Source organism: Streptomyces sp. NPDC043738, from assembly GCF_056436545.1.
In genome coordinates this window covers 190,096-207,447 of the sequence record NZ_JBWKCJ010000007.1, presented here as the reverse complement: position 1 = coordinate 207,447, position 17,352 = coordinate 190,096, and the positions used below count along the sequence as shown (strand labels likewise).

14 protein-coding genes and 1 pseudogene are annotated in these 17,352 nt (G+C 71.0%); 4 read left to right on the top strand and 11 right to left on the bottom strand.

Features of this window, described 5'->3' with window-relative positions:
• Positions 1-58: 58 nt before the first annotated feature.
• The 3 genes from AC0680_RS12805 to AC0680_RS12795 form a co-directional block, all read right to left on the bottom strand.
• Positions 59-1,222 carry an NAD-dependent formate dehydrogenase gene (locus AC0680_RS12805; protein ID WP_478627549.1) on the bottom strand — a complete coding sequence of 388 codons (1,164 nt, stop codon included), beginning with the start codon at positions 1,220-1,222 and terminating at the stop codon, positions 59-61.
• A 212-nt stretch (positions 1,223-1,434) separates the two neighbouring features.
• A complete protein-coding gene (locus tag AC0680_RS12800; protein WP_478627546.1) occupies positions 1,435-1,713 on the bottom strand; it encodes an antibiotic biosynthesis monooxygenase family protein in 279 nt (92 codons plus the stop codon).
• Positions 1,714-1,796: 83 nt separating this feature from the next.
• Entirely contained in the window at positions 1,797-3,728 is a 1,932-nt protein-coding gene (locus AC0680_RS12795) for a fumarylacetoacetate hydrolase family protein (protein WP_478627544.1), read from the bottom strand.
• A 77-nt stretch (positions 3,729-3,805) separates the two neighbouring features.
• On the opposite strand from AC0680_RS12795, the gene AC0680_RS12790 reads away from it, so the two are divergent.
• Positions 3,806-4,405, top strand: a complete 600-nt coding sequence (locus AC0680_RS12790) for a TetR/AcrR family transcriptional regulator (protein ID WP_478627541.1) — start codon at positions 3,806-3,808, stop codon at positions 4,403-4,405.
• Between the two features lie 46 nt (positions 4,406-4,451).
• Here AC0680_RS12790 and AC0680_RS12785 read toward each other — a convergent pair whose 3' ends face one another.
• From AC0680_RS12785 to AC0680_RS12760, 6 genes are all read right to left on the bottom strand, one after another.
• Positions 4,452-6,164, bottom strand: coding sequence for a PKD domain-containing protein (locus tag AC0680_RS12785; protein ID WP_478627538.1), 1,713 nt, complete (start codon positions 6,162-6,164; stop codon positions 4,452-4,454).
• Between the two features lie 349 nt (positions 6,165-6,513).
• A complete protein-coding gene (locus AC0680_RS12780; RefSeq protein ID WP_478627535.1) occupies positions 6,514-7,110 on the bottom strand; it encodes a Type-2Aa cytolytic delta-endotoxin in 597 nt (198 codons plus the stop codon).
• A gap of 87 nt (positions 7,111-7,197) precedes the next feature.
• Positions 7,198-8,223 (bottom strand): TolB family protein, encoded by a 1,026-nt coding sequence (locus AC0680_RS12775; RefSeq protein WP_478627531.1) that lies wholly within the window; start codon positions 8,221-8,223, stop codon positions 7,198-7,200.
• Positions 8,220-9,542, bottom strand: a complete 1,323-nt coding sequence (locus tag AC0680_RS12770; RefSeq protein WP_478627528.1) for an MFS transporter — start codon at positions 9,540-9,542, stop codon at positions 8,220-8,222. Before AC0680_RS12770 ends, AC0680_RS12775 begins: the two co-directional genes overlap by 4 nt.
• 5 nt (positions 9,543-9,547) lie before the next feature.
• Positions 9,548-10,438: an alkaline phosphatase family protein gene (locus AC0680_RS12765; RefSeq protein WP_478627525.1), complete on the bottom strand. Its 891-nt coding sequence runs from the start codon at positions 10,436-10,438 to the stop codon at positions 9,548-9,550.
• Positions 10,439-10,563: 125 nt separating this feature from the next.
• Positions 10,564-11,910 (bottom strand): helix-turn-helix domain-containing protein, encoded by a 1,347-nt coding sequence (locus tag AC0680_RS12760; protein WP_478627522.1) that lies wholly within the window; start codon positions 11,908-11,910, stop codon positions 10,564-10,566.
• Positions 11,911-12,321: 411 nt separating this feature from the next.
• Here AC0680_RS12760 and AC0680_RS12755 point away from each other — a divergent pair, with 411 nt between their 5' ends.
• A complete protein-coding gene (locus AC0680_RS12755; protein ID WP_478627519.1) occupies positions 12,322-13,044 on the top strand; it encodes a DUF4232 domain-containing protein in 723 nt (240 codons plus the stop codon).
• Positions 13,045-13,150: 106 nt separating this feature from the next.
• Here the strand turns inward: AC0680_RS12755 and AC0680_RS12750 are convergent.
• Together AC0680_RS12750 and AC0680_RS12745 are read right to left on the bottom strand one after the other, a co-directional pair.
• Positions 13,151-13,987, bottom strand: a pseudogene (locus AC0680_RS12750) (histidine kinase); the annotation flags it as partial.
• Positions 13,988-14,296: 309 nt separating this feature from the next.
• A complete protein-coding gene (locus AC0680_RS12745; protein WP_478627516.1) occupies positions 14,297-14,680 on the bottom strand; it encodes a hypothetical protein in 384 nt (127 codons plus the stop codon).
• 661 nt (positions 14,681-15,341) lie between these two features.
• Here AC0680_RS12745 and AC0680_RS12740 point away from each other — a divergent pair.
• Together AC0680_RS12740 and AC0680_RS12735 are read left to right on the top strand one after the other, a co-directional pair.
• Entirely contained in the window at positions 15,342-15,509 is a 168-nt protein-coding gene (locus tag AC0680_RS12740) for a hypothetical protein (RefSeq protein ID WP_384484307.1), read from the top strand.
• A 201-nt stretch (positions 15,510-15,710) separates the two neighbouring features.
• On the top strand, positions 15,711-17,294 hold the full coding sequence (locus AC0680_RS12735; protein ID WP_478627513.1) for a radical SAM protein: 1,584 nt from the start codon (positions 15,711-15,713) through the stop codon (positions 17,292-17,294).
• Positions 17,295-17,352 lie beyond the last annotated feature (58 nt).

The following is a 17,352-nucleotide window of genomic DNA, read 5'->3' as shown; positions in this document are numbered from 1 at the left end:
TAGCACCCGGTCCATGGGTCCCCGCGCGACGACTCTCCGCCCGCCGGCCGGCGGGCGGTCATCCGGCGACCGTGTACGAGCGCGCTCCCGTCCCGGCGAGCCCGCCCCCGTCGACGATCAGGTACTCCGGGCGGACGGGCCGTCCGTCGAGCCAGCACTCCAGGATCTCCCGGGTGCCGGCGGAGTAGCGGGCCTGCGCCGACAGCGTCGTACCGGCCACGTGCGGGGTCATCGCCTGGTGCGGCATGGTGCGCCAGGGGTGGTCGGGTGGTGGCGGCTGCGGATACCAGACGTCACCGGCGTATCCGGCCAGTTGTCCGCTGTCCAGGGCCCGCACCACGGCGTCCCGGCTGACGATGAGCGCACGTGCGGTGTTGACGATGTACGACCCGCGCTTCATGACCCCGATGAGCTCCTCGTCGAAGAGGTTGTGGGTCTGCGGATGCAGCGGGGTGTGGATGGACAGCACGTCGATCGAGGAGGCCAGTGAACGGGCGTCGGGGTGGAAGGTGAGCTCCCACTCCTCCTCGATGTCCCTGGGCAGCCGGTGCACGTCGCAGTAGTGCAGGGTGACGTCGAACGGCCTGAGGCGTCGCAGCACCGCCTGGCCGATGCGGCCGGAGCCGAGGACGCCGACGTCCATGCCTTCGAGGTCGTAGGAGCGCGAGACGCTGTCCGCGATGTTCCAGCCCCTCTTCGCGGTCACCCACTCATGGGCGGGCAGGTAGTCGTGCACCAGGGTGAGGATCTGCATGACGGCGTGCTCGGACACGCTGATGCTGTTGCTGTAGGTCACCTCCGCCACCGTCATGCCGTGGGAGATGGCGCTCGGCAGGTCGACGTGGTCCGACCCGATCCCGGCGGTGATCGCGAGTCTGAGCCGGGGCGCCGCGGCGATCCGGTCGGGGGTCAGATAGGCGGGCCAGAAGGGCTGCGAGATCACCACGTCGGAGTCGGGCAGCTCGCGGTCGAGCGCGCAGCCCGTGCCCTCCTTGTCGGACGTGACGACGAAGGTGTGGCCCCGCTCCTCCAGGAAGCGGCGCAGTCCCAGTTCTCCCGAGACACAGCCGAGCAGCTGTCCCGGGGTGAAGTCGAGGGCCTGCGGGGTCGGCGCGGTCTGACCGCCCGGATAGCCGGTGATGCTGGGAATCGCGTTGCGGGCGTACTCGGGTGGATAGCCGCCCACGGGATCCGGATAGAGCACCGCGAGGATCTTTGCCATGGCCGCCCTCCAACAGTGGGGCCACTGCAGTGGAATACCGGTGGTACACCGGTGAATCGAATAAAGTATCGATGATCTTGAATTTTAGTCGCACGGCTGTCCGCCCGGCAAACCTCCGAACGGTGCGCCGGGCGCGGGACGGGGCGCACCGACCGGCGCGCGACCGGACCGCACCGACGGCCCCGCAGCCCACGAGGACCGCGGGGCCGTGCTCAGGCCGCGACCAGCGCAACGATCTCGCGGGGGCGTGACTCGCGCTCGTCGTAGGCGACGTCGACTCCGGCCTCCATCACGGCGGCGAGCGACGCGTCCCGGGCCTCCTCGGACTCCCACCGCACTATGGAAATCACCGCGTCGCCGGACACCCAGCACTCACCCGAGAGGCATCCCGGCGTCCGCAGCATCACCTCGCGGACCTGGTGGACGCGCGAGACGAACTCCTCGCGGTGAGCGGCGTGCGGATAGTGGTACGCCACCATTCCTACCTTCATGGTGCTCTCCTTCGGTGTTTTTCAAGGGTCTTTCCCGTGCCGGATCCGGATCGAGCTGTGCGGTCCGTTGCTCGGCGGTCGGCTCACTGCGTCCGCTGCCGCCGGCTGTCCCATTCGGCCATCAGGCCGAACAGGGCGAATCTGTCGATCACGGGCTGGTCGGGGTGGATCTCGCGGTAGCGCCGGTAGACGTTGACCACGATCCGCTCGGCGTCCAGCCAGTCCGCGTACTGGGCCGGATCGATCCCGAACGCCGCCTCCTGGAAGTCGAGCCCCCTGGCGTACGCGGCGTCCGTCTGCTCGATGACATGGCCGAAGTAGTCGCGGACGGCGCGGATCCCGTCGGAGTCCGTCACCGGGCCGTGGCCCGGCACCACGGTGTGCGCGCCGAGGCCGATCATCGTGTCGCAGGCGGCGATCCAGTTGGTGAGGGGGCCGCTCCACACGATCGGAGTGCACCCGATGAACAGCAGGTCGCCGGCGAAGAGCACCCCCGCGTCGGGAACGTGCACCACCGTGTCGGCCTCCGTGTGCGCGGGCCCGAGGTCGAGCAGCCGCACCTCGCGTCCGCCCACATCGAGGGTGAGTCGCCGGTCGAAGGTCTGATCGGGGGTGCGCAGGCGGATGCCGCCGAAGTCGAACGCGCCGAAGCGGTCGCGCAGGTACGGCGTGAGGACCGGCCCGAAGTCCATGACTTGAAGGGCCGCGGTCAGCTCCGGTGCCATCTCGGTGCGCATCTCCTGCGCCGTGCCCTCGGCGGCGAGGACGCGTACCGGGCCGGGAAGCAACTGGCCGCCGTGGGTGTGGTCGCCGTTGGCGTGGGTGAGCACGGTGTGGCTCAGCGGGTGCCGGTCGGTGACCGGCCGCATGCCGGCCAGCATCTCGGCGGTGAGCGGCAGGTCGTAGAGCGTGTCGACCAGCAGCGACGCGCCGTCGCCCGCGATCAGCCCCGCGTTGCTCCTGCCGTACCCGCCGTCGGGCAGCAGCCAGGCCCAGACGCCGTCACCGACCTGGTGCAGCCCCTTGGTGTAAGGCAGCGCGGAGCGGGCCGGGTTGACCCTCGGCCGGCGGGGCCGCGCGGTGGGATCGGGTCTGGCGGCGAGCGGATGGGGAGCGGCGCCGGCCCGTACGGTCTGCCGCACCTCGCCCAGTCCCTCGGCGCGCAGCGACACCACATCACCGTCCTTGAGCCAGCCGCGGAACGTCGAAAGGTCGCCGAAGTCGAGGTGTTCCAGCAGGCAGCAGCCGGGCACGGTGCCCGAGCCGAAGACGTCGCCCGGCTGCAGCTCGACCCCGCGGGAGGCGTAGGAGACGACCTCGCCGAAGGACCAGTCCATCGAGTCGGTTCGGCCCTCGCCGACCGGCTCGCCGTTGACCTCCGCCCGCACTTGGAGCGCGAGCCTGCCGTTCGGGGCGAAGGGCAGCTCGTCGGGTGTGACCAGCCACGGCCCGAGCGTGGACGCACCGTCCTTGCCCTTCGCCTGGCCGATCTTGAGCTGGCTTTCGAGGCCCTGCAGGTCGCGGGCGCTCCAGTCGCAGAACAGGGTGTAACCGGCGATACGGCCTTCGGCCTGTTCGGGCGTCAGGTCGCGGCCCGCGGTGCCGATCACCGCGCCGATCTCCAACTCGAAGTCGAACCAGGCGCTGCCGGGGGAGATGGGGACGTCGTCGTGGGGGCCGAGGACGGTGGCGGGGTTGGCGAAGTAGAAGGCGGGGATCTGGTACCAGGTCGGCTCCAGCGTCCCTGTGCCGCCGGCGGCCTTGAGGCAGCCGCGCATGTGGTCGAGGAAGCACAGGCAGTCCCGTAGGGACGGCGGCCTGGGGACGGGGGCCCGGAGCGTGACGTCGGCGAGCGCGACGACCTCGTCGGGCTCGGCGAGCGCCCGCTCGCCCTCCTGCCGCAAGGAGCCGAGCAGTTCGAGCAGGGTCGTGCCCTTGGGTAACGAGTGGATCAGGTCTCCGTTGATGACGCCGGCCCGGTCGCCGTCAGCCGAGGCGTATGTGACGAAGCGCAAAGCAACCCCTCCTCATGCCGTCCCGCATCCTATGTTGGCCAGCATAGAATATATTCATCAGTAGAGAAGGGGGCGGTGTGGCGACGCGACGAGAGCAGACCAGCCACGAGAGCAGCGAGCGGATCCTCGCGGCGGCCGCGGAGTTGTTCGCGGCGAAGGGGTATCGGCAGACCACGTTCGCCGACGTGGCCGAGCGGTCCGGGATCAGCAGGGGATCGATTCCCTGGCACTTCGGCAGCAAGGAGGGCCTGCTGCTCGCCGTACTCGAACGCTCGGTGCAGCTGATGAGCGCCGCCCTCGCCGAACCGGGCGGGGCGCAGGCCCCGGAGGTGGGGTTCGACCGCCTCGTGGAGGGCGCGCAGGCCATGCTGGAGGCGCCCACCACCAAGCTGTTCGTCACGCTCCTGGTGGAGGCGCTGGAGCCGGGCTCACCGATCCATGGCCGCTATGTCGAGATCCACGAGACCCTGCGTGGCCACTGCCGGCGATGGCTGGAGCAACTGCCGTTGCCGGACGGTCCGTCCGCGGAGACGCTGGCCGTCACGATCAGCGGTGCGGTGATCGGCATCCACCAGCAGTGGCTGCTGGCCCCCGACCGGGTCGACCCGAAGGGCGCGCTGGTCGCGCTGCGGGCGATGGTGGCGTCGGTGGTGCTGCCGGCGGAGGGACATGCCTGAGGGGCGGCCCGCGCCTGCGAGCCGCCCCTAGGGTCCGTACGAGACGTCAGTCCGCCGTGACGGCACGGGCGGCCTCGGCCAGGACCCGTCCGCCGTCCTGGCCGGTCATCACGATCCGCGGCAGCCACGGCCCCTTGCGGTCGTAGACATGCTGGACGGACGGCTCGCCCGTCTCCTGCTGCGTACCGTCACCGAAGTACCAGTGGTAGCGGTACCCGCCGGCGGGCGGCTTCCCGTCCACCGTCACCGACAGCGGGACCTCGCTGTCGACCTGCGCGTTCCTCGGGGCCTCCAGCTGCGCCCGGGGTCCCTGCCGGGGGAGGTGGAACCATGCGCGCACACTGGGGTTGAGGAGAAAGGCGTCGGCGTACTGCCGGGCGCCCTCGATGTCGGGGTGACCGACGGCCGCGGACAGGCACTGCGCCGGAGTCGAGCTGAGCTCGGGGCAGGCGCGTGTGCGCAGCGGGAACGCCGGATCGGTCACCGGAGTGTTCCAGACCTTGGAGTCCCGGGTGAGCAGGGCGTTGTCCACCGTGAACAGTCCGTCGGCCGCGACCGCGTACGCGCCGTCCGTGGACGCCTTGTTGGCGGCGGCCGCCGCTTGGTGGTAGGCGGCATTGGCCAGTTGCGTGTACTGCTCGTAGCGCTCGGCCACCTTGCCGAGGGCGGCCTTGCAGGAGGCCAGCCGGGCCCCGGCGACTCCCCGGGTCGAACAGGTCCTCACCGGGATCGGAGAGCTGCTGCGGCTCAGCGCGTAGTAGAAGTCGGCCACCAGCACCTTCGGCCGTCCCGGCAGGGAGTGGGCCTTCTCGATCGCCGCCTGCATGCCGCGTCCGCCGTATCCGACCTTCGCGCCACTGAAGTAGGGCACGTCCTTGGCCGGGTTCTCCGGTGCGGCGCCGACGCCGGAGCACTCGCGCTTCACCGCCTCGGGCAGGTCCTCCGAGCCGGGGGTGATGCCTACGCCGATGCCGAAGAAGGGATCGAGGTCGTTGATGCACCCGTTGATCACGACCAGATCGAGACCGTAACCGCCCGCCCGGGCCTGTGCGCCCGCCTTCTCCAACTGGCAGAACACGTCCGGCATCTGCTGGGTGACCTCGCCGAACTCCATCTCCCCGTCGCCGTCCGGGTCCTGCTTCTCCGTCGTGCGCAGGCAGGCCGCGTCGTCGTTGCCCGCGGGCAGCTCCGGCGCGTCGAGCACCGCGCCGGAGATCGAGTAGTCCAGGTTCTGATGGCCCCGCCCGGTCGCCCGGCCGAGCAACTCACCCGTCAGATAAGGGAACTTCTGGTCGTGGTCCAGCCCCTGACCCCAGACCACGGAGTCGCCGACGGACGCCACCCGCACCGGGTCGCACCCCCGGCGGACGGTGTCCCGCCATACCTTGCCGTAGCGGCCGGGCGCACGGCCGTCGGAGGCGGCGATGCGGGCATCTACCTGCACGGCGGTCTCGGCCGCGGGTACCCGGTCGAAGGGGATGCTGAACTCCGCGGTGCCGACCTTGGCGGCCATGGCGAGGCGCCCGCCGGCCAGCTGCTCCGCACCGGCGCGCAGCCGCCACTCCACGGTGGCTCCGGTCTTCGCCGCGGACGGGTCGTAGATCTGCACCCGACCGTGCACGGCTCCGCTGCACACCGGATTCGGCGTCAGGTCCACGTCGAGGACGAGGGGGAACGCCGATCCCGGCAGGAGGCCGGACCGCGCCGCGGCCGGATGCCCGCCCAGGAGCTGGCCGAGGAGCACGGCGGCCGCCCCCACCGCCGCGAAGCGCCTCGCCGTCCGTGAGCGGCGGTCCGTCCCCGTCCGCCTCGGCACGGCACCCGAGCCGGTGCCCGCCCGCCTGGGCGCAACCCGCCGCCACCACGCTAACTTCACGCCAACACCCCTGAATTCGCTGTCATTTCGGACCGTGCGGAGTGTGTGGAGTCCACCGCGTTCCGCACCACTAGGGATCATGGCAGCCGGGAGACCGGTATGGACCGCGAGCGGGTCCCGTACTGAGTGAAACTGATCACTTACCCGCAGTTACTGACCTGTTGGTGGCGGTGAACGCGAGGAGTACGGAGAAGAGCCGGGGCGTGGCGCGCTGCCACACCCCGGCCGGCGGTCAGGCGGCGGACTGCAGAGCCTGTCGCACGGTGACCGCGTTGATCCGGATGGCGAACCGGGCGACGTCGTCGAGGGCCAGTGTGCGCGCCCGCTCCCCGTCCAGCGCGACGGTCACATCGGCGCAGAGCGCGAGGACGTGGACGAAGCCCTCGGTCTCCTCGTCCTGGAGCGCGAACAGCAGGTTGTAGTAGTAGCTGGTGCTGTCGGTGGCGTCCCCGTGGAACGACAGGTGGGTGCCCTGCTGTTCGCCGAGGCCGACGAAGGCGTCGGTGAGCGCCGTCTCGGCCTTCTCCCAGAACGCGGGGTTGCCGAAGGGGTGCGTCAGCGCCTGGCGGACGGTCTCCCTGAGCGAGAGCACCATGACGCCGGTGGGAGCGGTCTCCTGGAGCCCCCAGCCACGGATGATCTTGACGATCGAGCCGTCGGGGATCGCCTCCGCGGCGCGGCGGATCTCACCGAAGTCGTAGTCCACGGTCGCCGGGGCGACCGCGTGCTGGAAGGCGTCGGCCATGCGCCGTGTCTGCGCCAGGGCATCGGGGCCCACTTCGAAGACCGTCCGGAACGTGGTCTTCTGGGCGGTGGGCTGGTCGGCCATGACTGCTCCTCACATGCGGAAATGAACACGTCGCGCCGACAGGCAGTATGCCGTCGTGCTCATCGGGGCCGGAGGGCGGTCCATCGGTCAGCGCAGATACGCCGGAGCCAGGGCGGAGGCCATCAGGCGCCGGGCCCGGCCACCCCCGTCGGCAGGGACGGTCCACAGGTCCGAGCCGTAGTCGCCGGGGAGGGCGTAGACGAGGGTGGAGTCATCGGTCCAGAGCGCCTGGTCGTCGATGTTGCGCTGTTCGGCCGTGGCGGTCTCGGACATGCTGCGCAGGTCGAGTACGTACAGCCGCCACGGTGCGTCGGGTGAGGCTCCCGCGACGCGCTTCTTGTAGGCGATCCGGCTGCCGTCGGGGGAGAGCGAGGGGCATTCGACGTTCCGGTGCAGGGTGGTGAGGGTGCGGGTGGTGACGTCCCCCTGGACGAGGTGGGTCTGACCGCGGGTCGCGAGGGTGGCGTAGAAGCGGTTGTCGTCGGCGAAGGTGACGCCCCAGATGTTGATGTCGGAGGCGCGGTAGGGCCGGCCGTCCTTGGTGACGGCGAAGGACTCCAGGTTGTCGTCGATCGCCCAGGTGCGGGTGTCGACGATGGCGGTGCGGGTGGAGAACTTGGTGCCCGCGTAGGAGTCCCCGCTGACGAACACCGTCCATGCGACGAGATGGCCGGAGGGTGCGACACGGGCCCGGGTGGGGATGCCGGCCGCCGGGAAATCATGACGCGGGCGCAAGTGGGAGTCGAGGACGACGGCCCGATAGGTGTCGTCCAGCGCGTGGTGCACGGCCTGCAGGCAGATGCCGGTGCCGGCGGCCGCGTGGAAGCGCAGGCACTTGACACCGGAGACGGTGCGCGGCCCGTTCGGCCGGTCGGCGGGCGCGGTGGCGATCTCGTCGCGGTGCGGTCCCCAGGCCAGGTTGCGGACCAGCAGCCGGCGGTGGGGAGCGGTCGCCCGGAGCGAGACGGTGCCGGTCCGCACGGGCGGGCCACCCGCCTGCTCCTGGTCGCGTTCGCCGGACCGCTCGGCGGCGCGCAGGACCGCCGCGGTGCCGGCCGTCCCCAGCAGGAGTACGGCGACCAGCAGTATCGCGAGGCGGGCGGTTCGGGTCATTCGGCACCTCCGGTCGTCTCATCCGGCGTCTCACCGGTCGTACGCAGCACAGCCCAGGCCGCGACGGCGCTGACCGCCAGGGCGGCGGCTGTGACGGCGAGGGCGGTTCGTCCGCCCCACAGGCTCCAGGCGGCGCCGAAGGCGAGTGAGCAGGTGAACCGGGCCAGGGCCTGGCCGGTGCCCACCAGTGCTTGCCCGGCACCCTGGTGCTCGGCGGGCACGGCGCCTGCGGTGGCGGCCGCCAGTACCCCGTCGGTCGCCGCGTAGAAGGCACCGTGCAGCACCAGGACGGCGACCGTGACCGCGACCGGGGCGCCGCGGACGGGGGAGAGCAGCAGACCGTAGCCGAGCAGCAGGAGGCCGTGTCCTGCCAGGAAGAGCCGACCGCGGCCGACACGGTCCGCGGACGTGCCCAGCGGAATGGCGAGCAGCAGGAAGACGGCGGCCGTACCGAGCGGCAACAGCGGGAACATATGGGCGGGCACCTGCATCTCGCGCTGGAGGAGCAGGTAGAGGAACGAGTCGCTGACGGTGGTGAGCCCGAGCAGGGCGGCACACAGGGTGAGCCGGCGCAGGCCGGGCCGGCGCAGCAGCGCGAGCGAGTCGCGCAGCGTGGGACCGGATCCGCCGCGGGACGCCCGGACGGCCTCCGGAGCGGTCCTCGGGCCCGGAACGGCCTCCGCAGTGATCCTCCGGGGTACGAAGAGCACCAGTACGAGGACCCCGAGTGCGGCGATGCAGCCGCTGACCGCGAAGACCGCGTCGTAGCCGTCGACCGCCGCCCGGAGCACGGCGAAGGCCACCAGCGGCCCTAGCAGGGCGCCGGTGGTGTCCATGGCGCGGTGCACGCCGAACGCCCTGCCTCGGTGCTCGGGCCGGGTGGCCAGCGAGATCATCGCGTCCCGGGGCGCGGTGCGCAGGCCCTTGCCGGTGCGGTCGGCGGCGAGTACGGCGCTGATCACGGGGAGGCCGTGGGCGAACAGGAACAGCGGTTTGCACACGGCGGAGAGCCCGTATCCGAGCCCCGCCACCACCTTGTGCCGCCGGCCGCCGCGGTCCGAGAGGTGGCCGCCGGCGAGCCGGACCAGCGCGCCGACGCCGTTGTTGATGCCGTCCAGCAGCCCGAAGCCGAGCGGCGACAGGCCGAGGGTCGCGACCACATAGAGCGGGAGGACGGCGGTGACCATCTCCGAGGAGACGTCGGTGATCAGGCTGACCGCGCCGAGGGCCAGGACGGTGCCGGGCACGGCGGGCCGTCGCCCCGGACGGGTGTCCGGGGCGACGGCGGGCGCGGCGCTGCGGGAGTCCGCGAGATACACCGGCGTCAGTTCCAGATGCCGGTGATGTCGGAGGCGGAGGCGGCGTTGCCGGCGTGCGTGGTCAGACCGGCCAGGTCCTCCAGGGTGCGCAGGACGTTGTAGTGGTTGTAGGTGGTGCTGGTGGAGCTGCCGGGGGCGACGTGTGCTCCGTAGAAGACGGTGGGGATGCGGTTGCCCGACTGCTTGTTGTCCTCGTCGAAGGTGACGACCAGGACGCTGTTGTGCGTCTGCGCCCAGGTCGCGTACGCGCCCAGGTTGTTCTGGATCCAGGAGTCGCCGGTGGACACCGAGCAGTCGTGCATGTCGTTGCACAGGTTCGGCACGACGAAGGAGACCTTGGGGAGGGTGGAGTAGTCGGTCGGGAACTGCGTCATGGTCTTCGCGGTGCTGGTCGGCACGTTGGAGAAGCCGAACCACGGGTTGTGCTTCTGCGCGTACTGGCCGCTGCTGCAGACGGTTGAACCCTGGCTCGGCAGGCCCTCGTTGTAGCTGGCCCAGGTCTTGCCGGCGGCGATCAGCTCGGAGCCGAGGTTCGGTGCGCTGAGGGAACCGACGGGGACGCAGCTGTCGTCGGTGCGGCCCTGATTGGAGCCCGAGAACAGCTGGTAGTAGTTCGGCTCGCTGGGGTGGGTGAGGGCGAAGGACTGGGTGAGGTTGGCGCCACCCGCCTTGAGGGTGTTGTTGATGTACGGCGCGCCGGCGCTGCCGATCACCTGGGAGTAGGCGTGGTTCTCCATCACCACGACCACGACGTGATCGGGCGCCGGCAGCCCGACGGCCGACGCGGTGGACTCGGTCGTGGCCCACAGCCCGATCGAGGTGACGGCGAGGGCCATCGCCCCGGCCAGTGCGGTGAGGGGACGGCGGCGGCGCTTGGGTGCCTTGACTGCGGTCATGACTGTCCTCCGGACAGAAGTGACGAGCGTTCGGGGGGCGGCACGGCGCAACCTTAGAAGCAGCCGGGCGACCCCGACCGCAGCCGGCACATGAAGAAAAGGCGAACGATGATTCCGTATGCCGCCTACTCGGGCACCCACTTGTACTTGTCGGGCCAGTAGGAGAAGTGGTCACGGCCGTCGACGGCGCTGGTGCGGAACGGCTTTCCGCCGTCGTCGACGCGCACGGTTCCCCGCCGGTCGCCGCTGCTCCAGCCGAGTTCCAGATACCAGCTGACGTCGTGGCCCTCGGTGTGCAGGTCCAGGTTGAACACCTGCGGATCCTGGGTGGAGACCTTGAAGGGGAAGTCCTTCGCGGGGACCTCGATGTCGCCGTCCTGGCCGGCCACGGGTCTCGTCGTCGGCCGGTCGGAGTCCAGGTCGATGTCGAAGCTCTGCGGGGTGACCCCGCCACCACAGCCTTCGCCCATCGAATACACGGGCCAGGGGAGCGCGGCACGCTTGCCCACCACACGGACGTGCAGCGAGGTGAGGACGACCGCCTCGTCCGTGCTGCCGGTCGCCGTGAGCTGGAGCCGCAGATGTCCGCCGTCCACGCCGCCCAGGGCACGCGACCAGCCGCGGGCGTCCTGCGGCGGTGGCGGCGGCGGGACGTGCTCCGGCTGCTGCTGGAGCAGGTAGTAGACGCCGCAGGGCCCGTCCCAGTTGTACGAGCTGACGCCGACCTGCGGTGCGGAGCCGTCCCTCTTCCCCTTGTCACCGGTGGGCATGCGGCTCGCGTCGGGAGCTTTCGGGCGGCCCGACGCGGAGGGGCCGTGCTCGCCCTTGACTCCGGGTGCGGGGGAGTCCTTCGCGGCGGAAGGGGCGGGGGTGGGGGTGTTCTCGGATGTGCGGAGGGGATGATCGCCGGCGGCCGGGAGGCGCGCGGCGCCACGCGCCTCCCGGCGGGCGTCCTCCGCCGGGGCTTGCTCCAGGGCCAGCGCCGCCGGTACGGCGAGGGAGACCAGGGCGAGGGCGGCGAGGGCGAAACGGAGCCGCTTGCGGGTGGGGGCGGCGGCGGTGGCCGCGGTGGCGCTCTCCGCGGAAGGGGTGGTGGGGGGTGTGGCGTCGGGCGCTGGGTCGGCGTCAGTACCTGCATCTACACCTGCATCCGCACCCGCGTCGGAGGTGTCGGGGCCGACGGGGGCGGGCGGGGCCGGTGTCGGGGCCGGGGCCGAGCGCCCGCGGCGGCGTCCCTCGTCCGCGATGATCCACTGCCGGTGCAGCTCCACCATCTCCTCGCGGTTCGCCCCGCACAGCCTGGCGAGGCGTTCGACGGGGGCGAAGTCCAGCGGTACGGCGTCGCCGTTGCAGTAGCGGTGCAGCGTGGACACGCTTAAGTGCAACTGCCCGGCGAGGGCGCCGTAGCTGCGTCCGGAGCGCTCCTTGAGTCGGCGCAGCAGGTGCGCGAAGTCCGCTGTCTCTGTGGCCACCCTGATCCCCTGTTCGTTCCGCCGTTCCAGGACGGTGTTCCAGGGAATGGTCGTTTCCCCAGGTCAAACCCACTGTCGGCGTTCCAGCTTCTCTCATTGTCCAGGATCCGTTGGCGCGCCGGCGAGCAGCCCGCAGGCTGGACGCGGTACCACCGAGACGGGAGACCCGATGCGAACCCGCCCCTGCCTCAGCGATGTTCTCGCCGTCGCCGTGTTGATCGTCTGTGTCGCAGTGGTCGTCATCTCGCTGCTCGACCAGAACTGAGACCCGGCGACCTCGCCCCGTGGGGACAGAGCCGTCGCAAGCACACGGATCCATCCCCCACCCACACCCAGACACGTCCGGACCCACCTCCACCCCTGTGGAACGACCACCTCCACCACCGTGGAGCGAAAGGAACACCCTTCATCATGCTTCGCGTTCGTCCCCGTACCGCCGTCGCCGCGGCCGCCGCCCTGCTCGCCGCGATGTCCCTGACCGCCTGCCAGGGTTCGTCGTCCGACGGCCGCTCCCCGGCGAAGGCCGCCGCCGACGGCGCCACGGCGCGCCCGGGGGACAAGGCCGACGGCAGCGGCAACAGCGACGGCGACAGTGGCGGCCATGGCAACAGCGGCGGCAGTGGCAGCGGCTCGGCCTCCGGCGCCGAGAAGAACCCCTCCGCTCCGCAGCCCTCGGACGGCGGAAAGGCCCCCGGCCGCGGAGCCGGCTCGTCCGATGCCTGCACGGGAGGCAACGTGACGGCCACGGTCACCAAGGTTCCGCGCCCGATCAACCACCTGCTGCTGACGGTCACCAACAAGGGCTCCCGCCCCTGCAGCGCCTATTTCGCGCCCTTGCTGCGCTTCGACGACGACCAGTCCGCCACCCAGGTCAACGACGACAGCAAGCCGCAAGCCGTGGTGACCCTCGCACCGGGCCGGTCCGCCTATGCGTCGGTCCTGCTCAGCGGCGAGGCGGGTGGGGACACCCATGGCCGCACCGCCCGGAAGCTGACGGTCTACTTCACGCCGCGCAGCGGCTCCGGTTCGGTCGGCGCGCCCCTGACGCTCAGTCTGCCCGCGCAGACGCACAAGGACGACAACGCCTCGGTGACCTACTGGCAGACCTCCGCGTCCGACGCCCTGCAGTTCTGATCCGAGGAGCCCGAGGCCGGCGCCGGGCGGTGGAACGAGGACGAACGGGCTCGCCGCCCTCGACTGGAGCCTCCTTTCCGCGTACGCCCCGGACATCTTCATCGCCATGGACGGCCAGCAGACCGCCGGCGGAGGACCGGTCCGCGATCCGTTCCGCCCGGCGGATCAGCGTTTCGCCCGCCGGGCCGCCGGTCAGCGCCACCACGACGCGTTCGCGGGTCTCCCACACGGTGCCGATGCCGTGCTCGGAACGGTACTTCTGCAGGGTCTCGTCCACCCGCCCGGCCACCCACAGGAGCGCGAGTTCCCGCAGGGCCGTCAGGTTGCCGACCCGGAAGTAGTGCGCGAGCGCGGCGTCGACCTTCTCCGGCTGGTAGATGTTGCCGTGCGCCATCCGCCGGCGCAGCGCCTCGGCGGGCATGTCGACGAGTTCGATCTGGTGGGCGCGGCGCACGACCTCGTCGGGGACGGTCTCCCGCTGCGGGACGCCGGTGATCTTCTCCACGACGTCGTTGAGCGATTCGAGGTGCTGGACGTTGACGGTGGTGACGACGTCGATCCCGGCGGCGAGCAGCTCTTCGATGTCCTGCCAGCGCTTGGCGTTGCGGCCCCCGGGGACGTTGGTGTGCGGCAGCTCGTCGACGAGCGCGACCTCGGGACGGCGGGCCAGGACGCCGTCGAGATCCAGCTCGGTGAACGTACTGCCCCGGTACTCGCGCCGCGTCCTGGGCAGTAGCTCCAGCCCCTGGAGCTGCTCCTCGGTGTGCGGCCGGCCGTGGCACTCGGCGTACGCCACCACCACGTCGGTGCCGCGACGGGCACGACGGCGCCCCTCGTCCAGCATCCGGTAGGTCTTGCCGACCCCGGGCGCCGCTCCGAGAAACACCTTGAGCTTTCCTGGCCGTACGCCTGGCGTATCGGCCGCGACCACCCTCGGCGCCACCGAAGGCCCCTGCCTCACCGGTCCTGCACGGGGACCCACGACGCCTGGTACTGCGAGCGGATCTCGGGCGGCCGAGCGGACATGGGTTGTGTCGCATGGTCACAGCAGGCCCGGCGGGAGCGTGCGCGAGCCCGACGATGTTGACGCTTTCCTGATCCGGTGGACCGGGACGCGGCCCCGGGCGTGAAGCCGGCGGTCATCGGCGCGGACCGGATCCCGCCGGCCCGATCCCGCGCGCGGAAGGGGGACCCGCCCGTTGCGGGCAGGTCCCCTGTGTGAAGGGCCGTCGGTGCTTCCGCGGCCGGTCGATCAGCCGTGACCGCCGCCGTGGCCGCCGCCACCGAATCCGCCACCGAATCCGTGACCGCCGCCACCGTAGCCGTGACCGCCACCGCCGTATCCGCCACCGTGGCCGCCGCCGTATCCGCCACCGTAGCCGTGGCCGCCGTAGCCGAATCCGTGGTCGTAGAAGCCGTAGCTGAGGCCGTGGTAGCCGTGTCCGTAGTAGGCGTCGCAGTCCCAGTCGTCCCAGGTCCAGTAGTCACAACGCCAGTCGTGGTTCTGGACGTGGGAGGTGGCGGCCGCCGGTGCGGTGGCCGCAGCCGCGCTCGCGGCGCCGGCGCCGGCGAACACGAGGAAGGGCACTGTGCACAGTGCTGCGATGATGCGATGGGTTCTGGTCTTCGCGCGCATGGTCGTCCCCTCTCGGGGGTGGTGCGTGGCCGATGCGTCGGCGTACCGAGGTCATCGGCGTATCGATGTGGAGTTCTCCGGCCCCACCGCCGTGCGCCGGCAACGCGCGCGGCCCGGCCGCACCGGCGGGGCGACTTCGCAGGACTCCGACCTGCTCCGCTGACGTCGCGGCAATCGATGTTGCACTCTCAACGACGTCCCTTCCGAGCGTAGGCACGCCACCCCGGCGCGGTCAAAGCAGCTGCGTTCCGTATGCGCCCGGTCACGAGGGGACGCCCGGCCGGCCGCCCGCCACTTCGCGGAACGCTGCGGGCGGTGGCGGGGGCCGCACGCCGTGTCACCGCGCCGGGCACCGCCGGTCCGGCCCGGCCGTACGCCGTCCCACCCCGCTTCTGGCCGGATCTCATCCCGCGCAAAGGAAATCGAAGTGCGCCCGGCGACGCTCCCGGCCGCATGGGATCACGCGGGCGTGCGGGCGAATTGGCCGCTCAGCGCAGCACCCGCCGAATGTCGAAAGATCGATTCTCTGCGGAACGCTCGGAAAGTGTTGGTAAATGTGATCGAGGTGTTTTTCCGAGCATGACCGGTAGCAGTCTTATCGAGCGTTCATTTCTTCTGCTTCAGTGGGCGCGTTGTGAGTCGCACTTACTGAGGAGGCCAGATGGCCGAAGTCAAGAAGGTCGCCCGCCCCGCGGTCACCGCGTCGTCCCGCCCGTGCGCGTTCGTGTCGCCGGACAAGGGCAACGCCCCGACCATCACACCCGCCCGCAAGCAGGCGGAGGTCGTCTCGGCCTCCGCTGAGCAGCGGAAAGAGGGTGCGTCGGCCTAAGGGCTGAGGTTCCCGGGGCCCCGCCCACCGGCCGGGCCCCGGTCTGTCGCGCGGGCCGGACCCAGGTCCGGGACCGGTCCGCGCCCAACGGCCCCGCGCCGAAATCCCCTTCACCGACGCCGTGCCGTACGCCGTGCGCCCGGGGGCGCCGCGCCCTACGCCGGGTCGGAAAGTCGTAAGACGCAGGGAGAAATCTTCACCATGCAGAATTCGATGTACCAGTCCTCGCGCTACGTCCGCACCCTACGTGCCGCGGGCGACCGGGATTTCACGTCGTTCGGGGGCCGGCTCGGCTCCTACGAGGGCGACGAGCGGACCATGGCCTTTCATTCACTCTTCGGAAATGCGCGACTGATCGACCGGGATATCGTCGAACTCCTCAAAGAGGCCTCCCAGGGCCTCAGTTGGGACCAGCTGAGGAAGCGGGCCGACGACGACTCACTGCGCGACCTCCTCACCGCCCGGTTCCTCGTCGAGGCCGGGCACGACGAGGCCAGGGAGATCGACGGTCTGCTGGAGAGCCGGCAGAGCGCACTGGGCAGCGGCGTGTTCCACTCCTCCATCCAGCTCGTGCTCACCAACGCCTGCAACTTCTCCTGCCAGGGCTGCTTCGCGTACAACTTCGACGGTGGCGTCGAGGAGCGCAACACCTCCGGCGAGTCGGTGAAACCCGGTCCGGTCCTGGTCGAACTGCGCCGCTCGCGCGACGACGCCGGCCCGCTCCGCCAGGACTCGGGCCCCACGCTCGCCAAGGGCGACTGGAACCACGGCGCCGACGAGGGCCGCAACCCCTCGATGCACATGTCGCGCGAGGTCGCCGAGAAGACCATCAAGGAAGCCATCGAGCTGCGCAAGGCCAACGGAGGCGGCCATCTGACGGTGTCGTTCTTCGGCGGCGAGCCCACCCTGGCGCGGGGCACGATCCTGCACGTGCTGCGCACGTTCGGCGACCGCTACGACGGGGTCACCCTCTCCTACGACCTGACCAGCAACGGCTCCCGCATCGACGACGAGCTGCTGGCGGCGCTCGCCAGGCACCGTGTCGACACCACCGTCTCCATCGACTACCTGGTCCCGGAGACCGGCGAGTTCCGCGGCGGACAGCAGCAGCGCACCCCGTGGGCCGTGGTCCGCAAGGCGATCCTCGACATGAAGGGCGCGGGCGTCCCGGTCAGCATCACCTCGGTGCTCTCCCAGTACACCTGGGACAAGTGGGGCACCCAGCTCATCGACTTCGTCGCCGAGGCCGGTCTGGACGCCCTGGACGTCATCGTGTCGTTCCAGGCCAGGGAGTTCTTCCAGCAGCACAGTCCGCACGACGTGGCGCAGCGGCTGCTGGCCGCCGTCGACTACGGGCGCGAGCGCGGTGTGCAGCTCAGCGGCTACTGGTACCAGACCTTCCAGATGATCATCGACGAGGCCAAGTGGGCCGAGCAGGCCGACTACAAGACCTGCCCGGCGGTCGGCCGCCAGCTCTCCATCGAGCCCAACGGCAGCGTCTTCGCCTGCAAGGCCACCGCCCGCAAGCTCGGCACCATCGACGACTGGCGCGGCATCTTCTCCTCTCCCGCCTACCAGGACTACGGCATGCGGGCCTACACCAACGGCCCCGGCTGCCAGGGCTGCGAACTCCAGGGCACCTGCTCGGGCGGCTCCGCCGGAGCGCTGGAGGAGGAGAACGGCTCGATCCAGCTGATGTCGCCCGGCTACTGCGCCTACATGCGCGAGGTGGTGCAGGGCCTCCTGGAGCGCCATCACGCCCAGGGCCTCGCCACCCTGTCCTGACCCGGTCCCTTCCCGATGCTCTCCGCAACGGCCCGCCCCCTCGCGAGGCGGGCTGCCG

Excerpts from the sequence above, each read along its gene's own strand:
- AC0680_RS12780 (WP_478627535.1), bottom strand. The coding sequence starts at position 7,110 with ATGGCCGACCAGCCCACCGCCCAGAAGACCACGTTCCGGACGGTCTTC.
- AC0680_RS12745 (WP_478627516.1), bottom strand. The coding sequence starts at position 14,680 with ATGCGCGCGAAGACCAGAACCCATCGCATCATCGCAGCACTGTGCACA.
- AC0680_RS12800 (WP_478627546.1), bottom strand. The coding sequence starts at position 1,713 with ATGAAGGTAGGAATGGTGGCGTACCACTATCCGCACGCCGCTCACCGC.
- AC0680_RS12755 (WP_478627519.1), top strand. The coding sequence starts at position 12,322 with ATGCTTCGCGTTCGTCCCCGTACCGCCGTCGCCGCGGCCGCCGCCCTG.
- AC0680_RS12805 (WP_478627549.1), bottom strand. The coding sequence starts at position 1,222 with ATGGCAAAGATCCTCGCGGTGCTCTATCCGGATCCCGTGGGCGGCTAT.
- AC0680_RS12735 (WP_478627513.1), top strand. The coding sequence starts at position 15,711 with ATGCAGAATTCGATGTACCAGTCCTCGCGCTACGTCCGCACCCTACGT.
- AC0680_RS12765 (WP_478627525.1), bottom strand. The coding sequence starts at position 10,438 with ATGACCGCAGTCAAGGCACCCAAGCGCCGCCGCCGTCCCCTCACCGCA.
- AC0680_RS12740 (WP_384484307.1), top strand. The coding sequence starts at position 15,342 with ATGGCCGAAGTCAAGAAGGTCGCCCGCCCCGCGGTCACCGCGTCGTCC.
- AC0680_RS12775 (WP_478627531.1), bottom strand. The coding sequence starts at position 8,223 with ATGACCCGAACCGCCCGCCTCGCGATACTGCTGGTCGCCGTACTCCTG.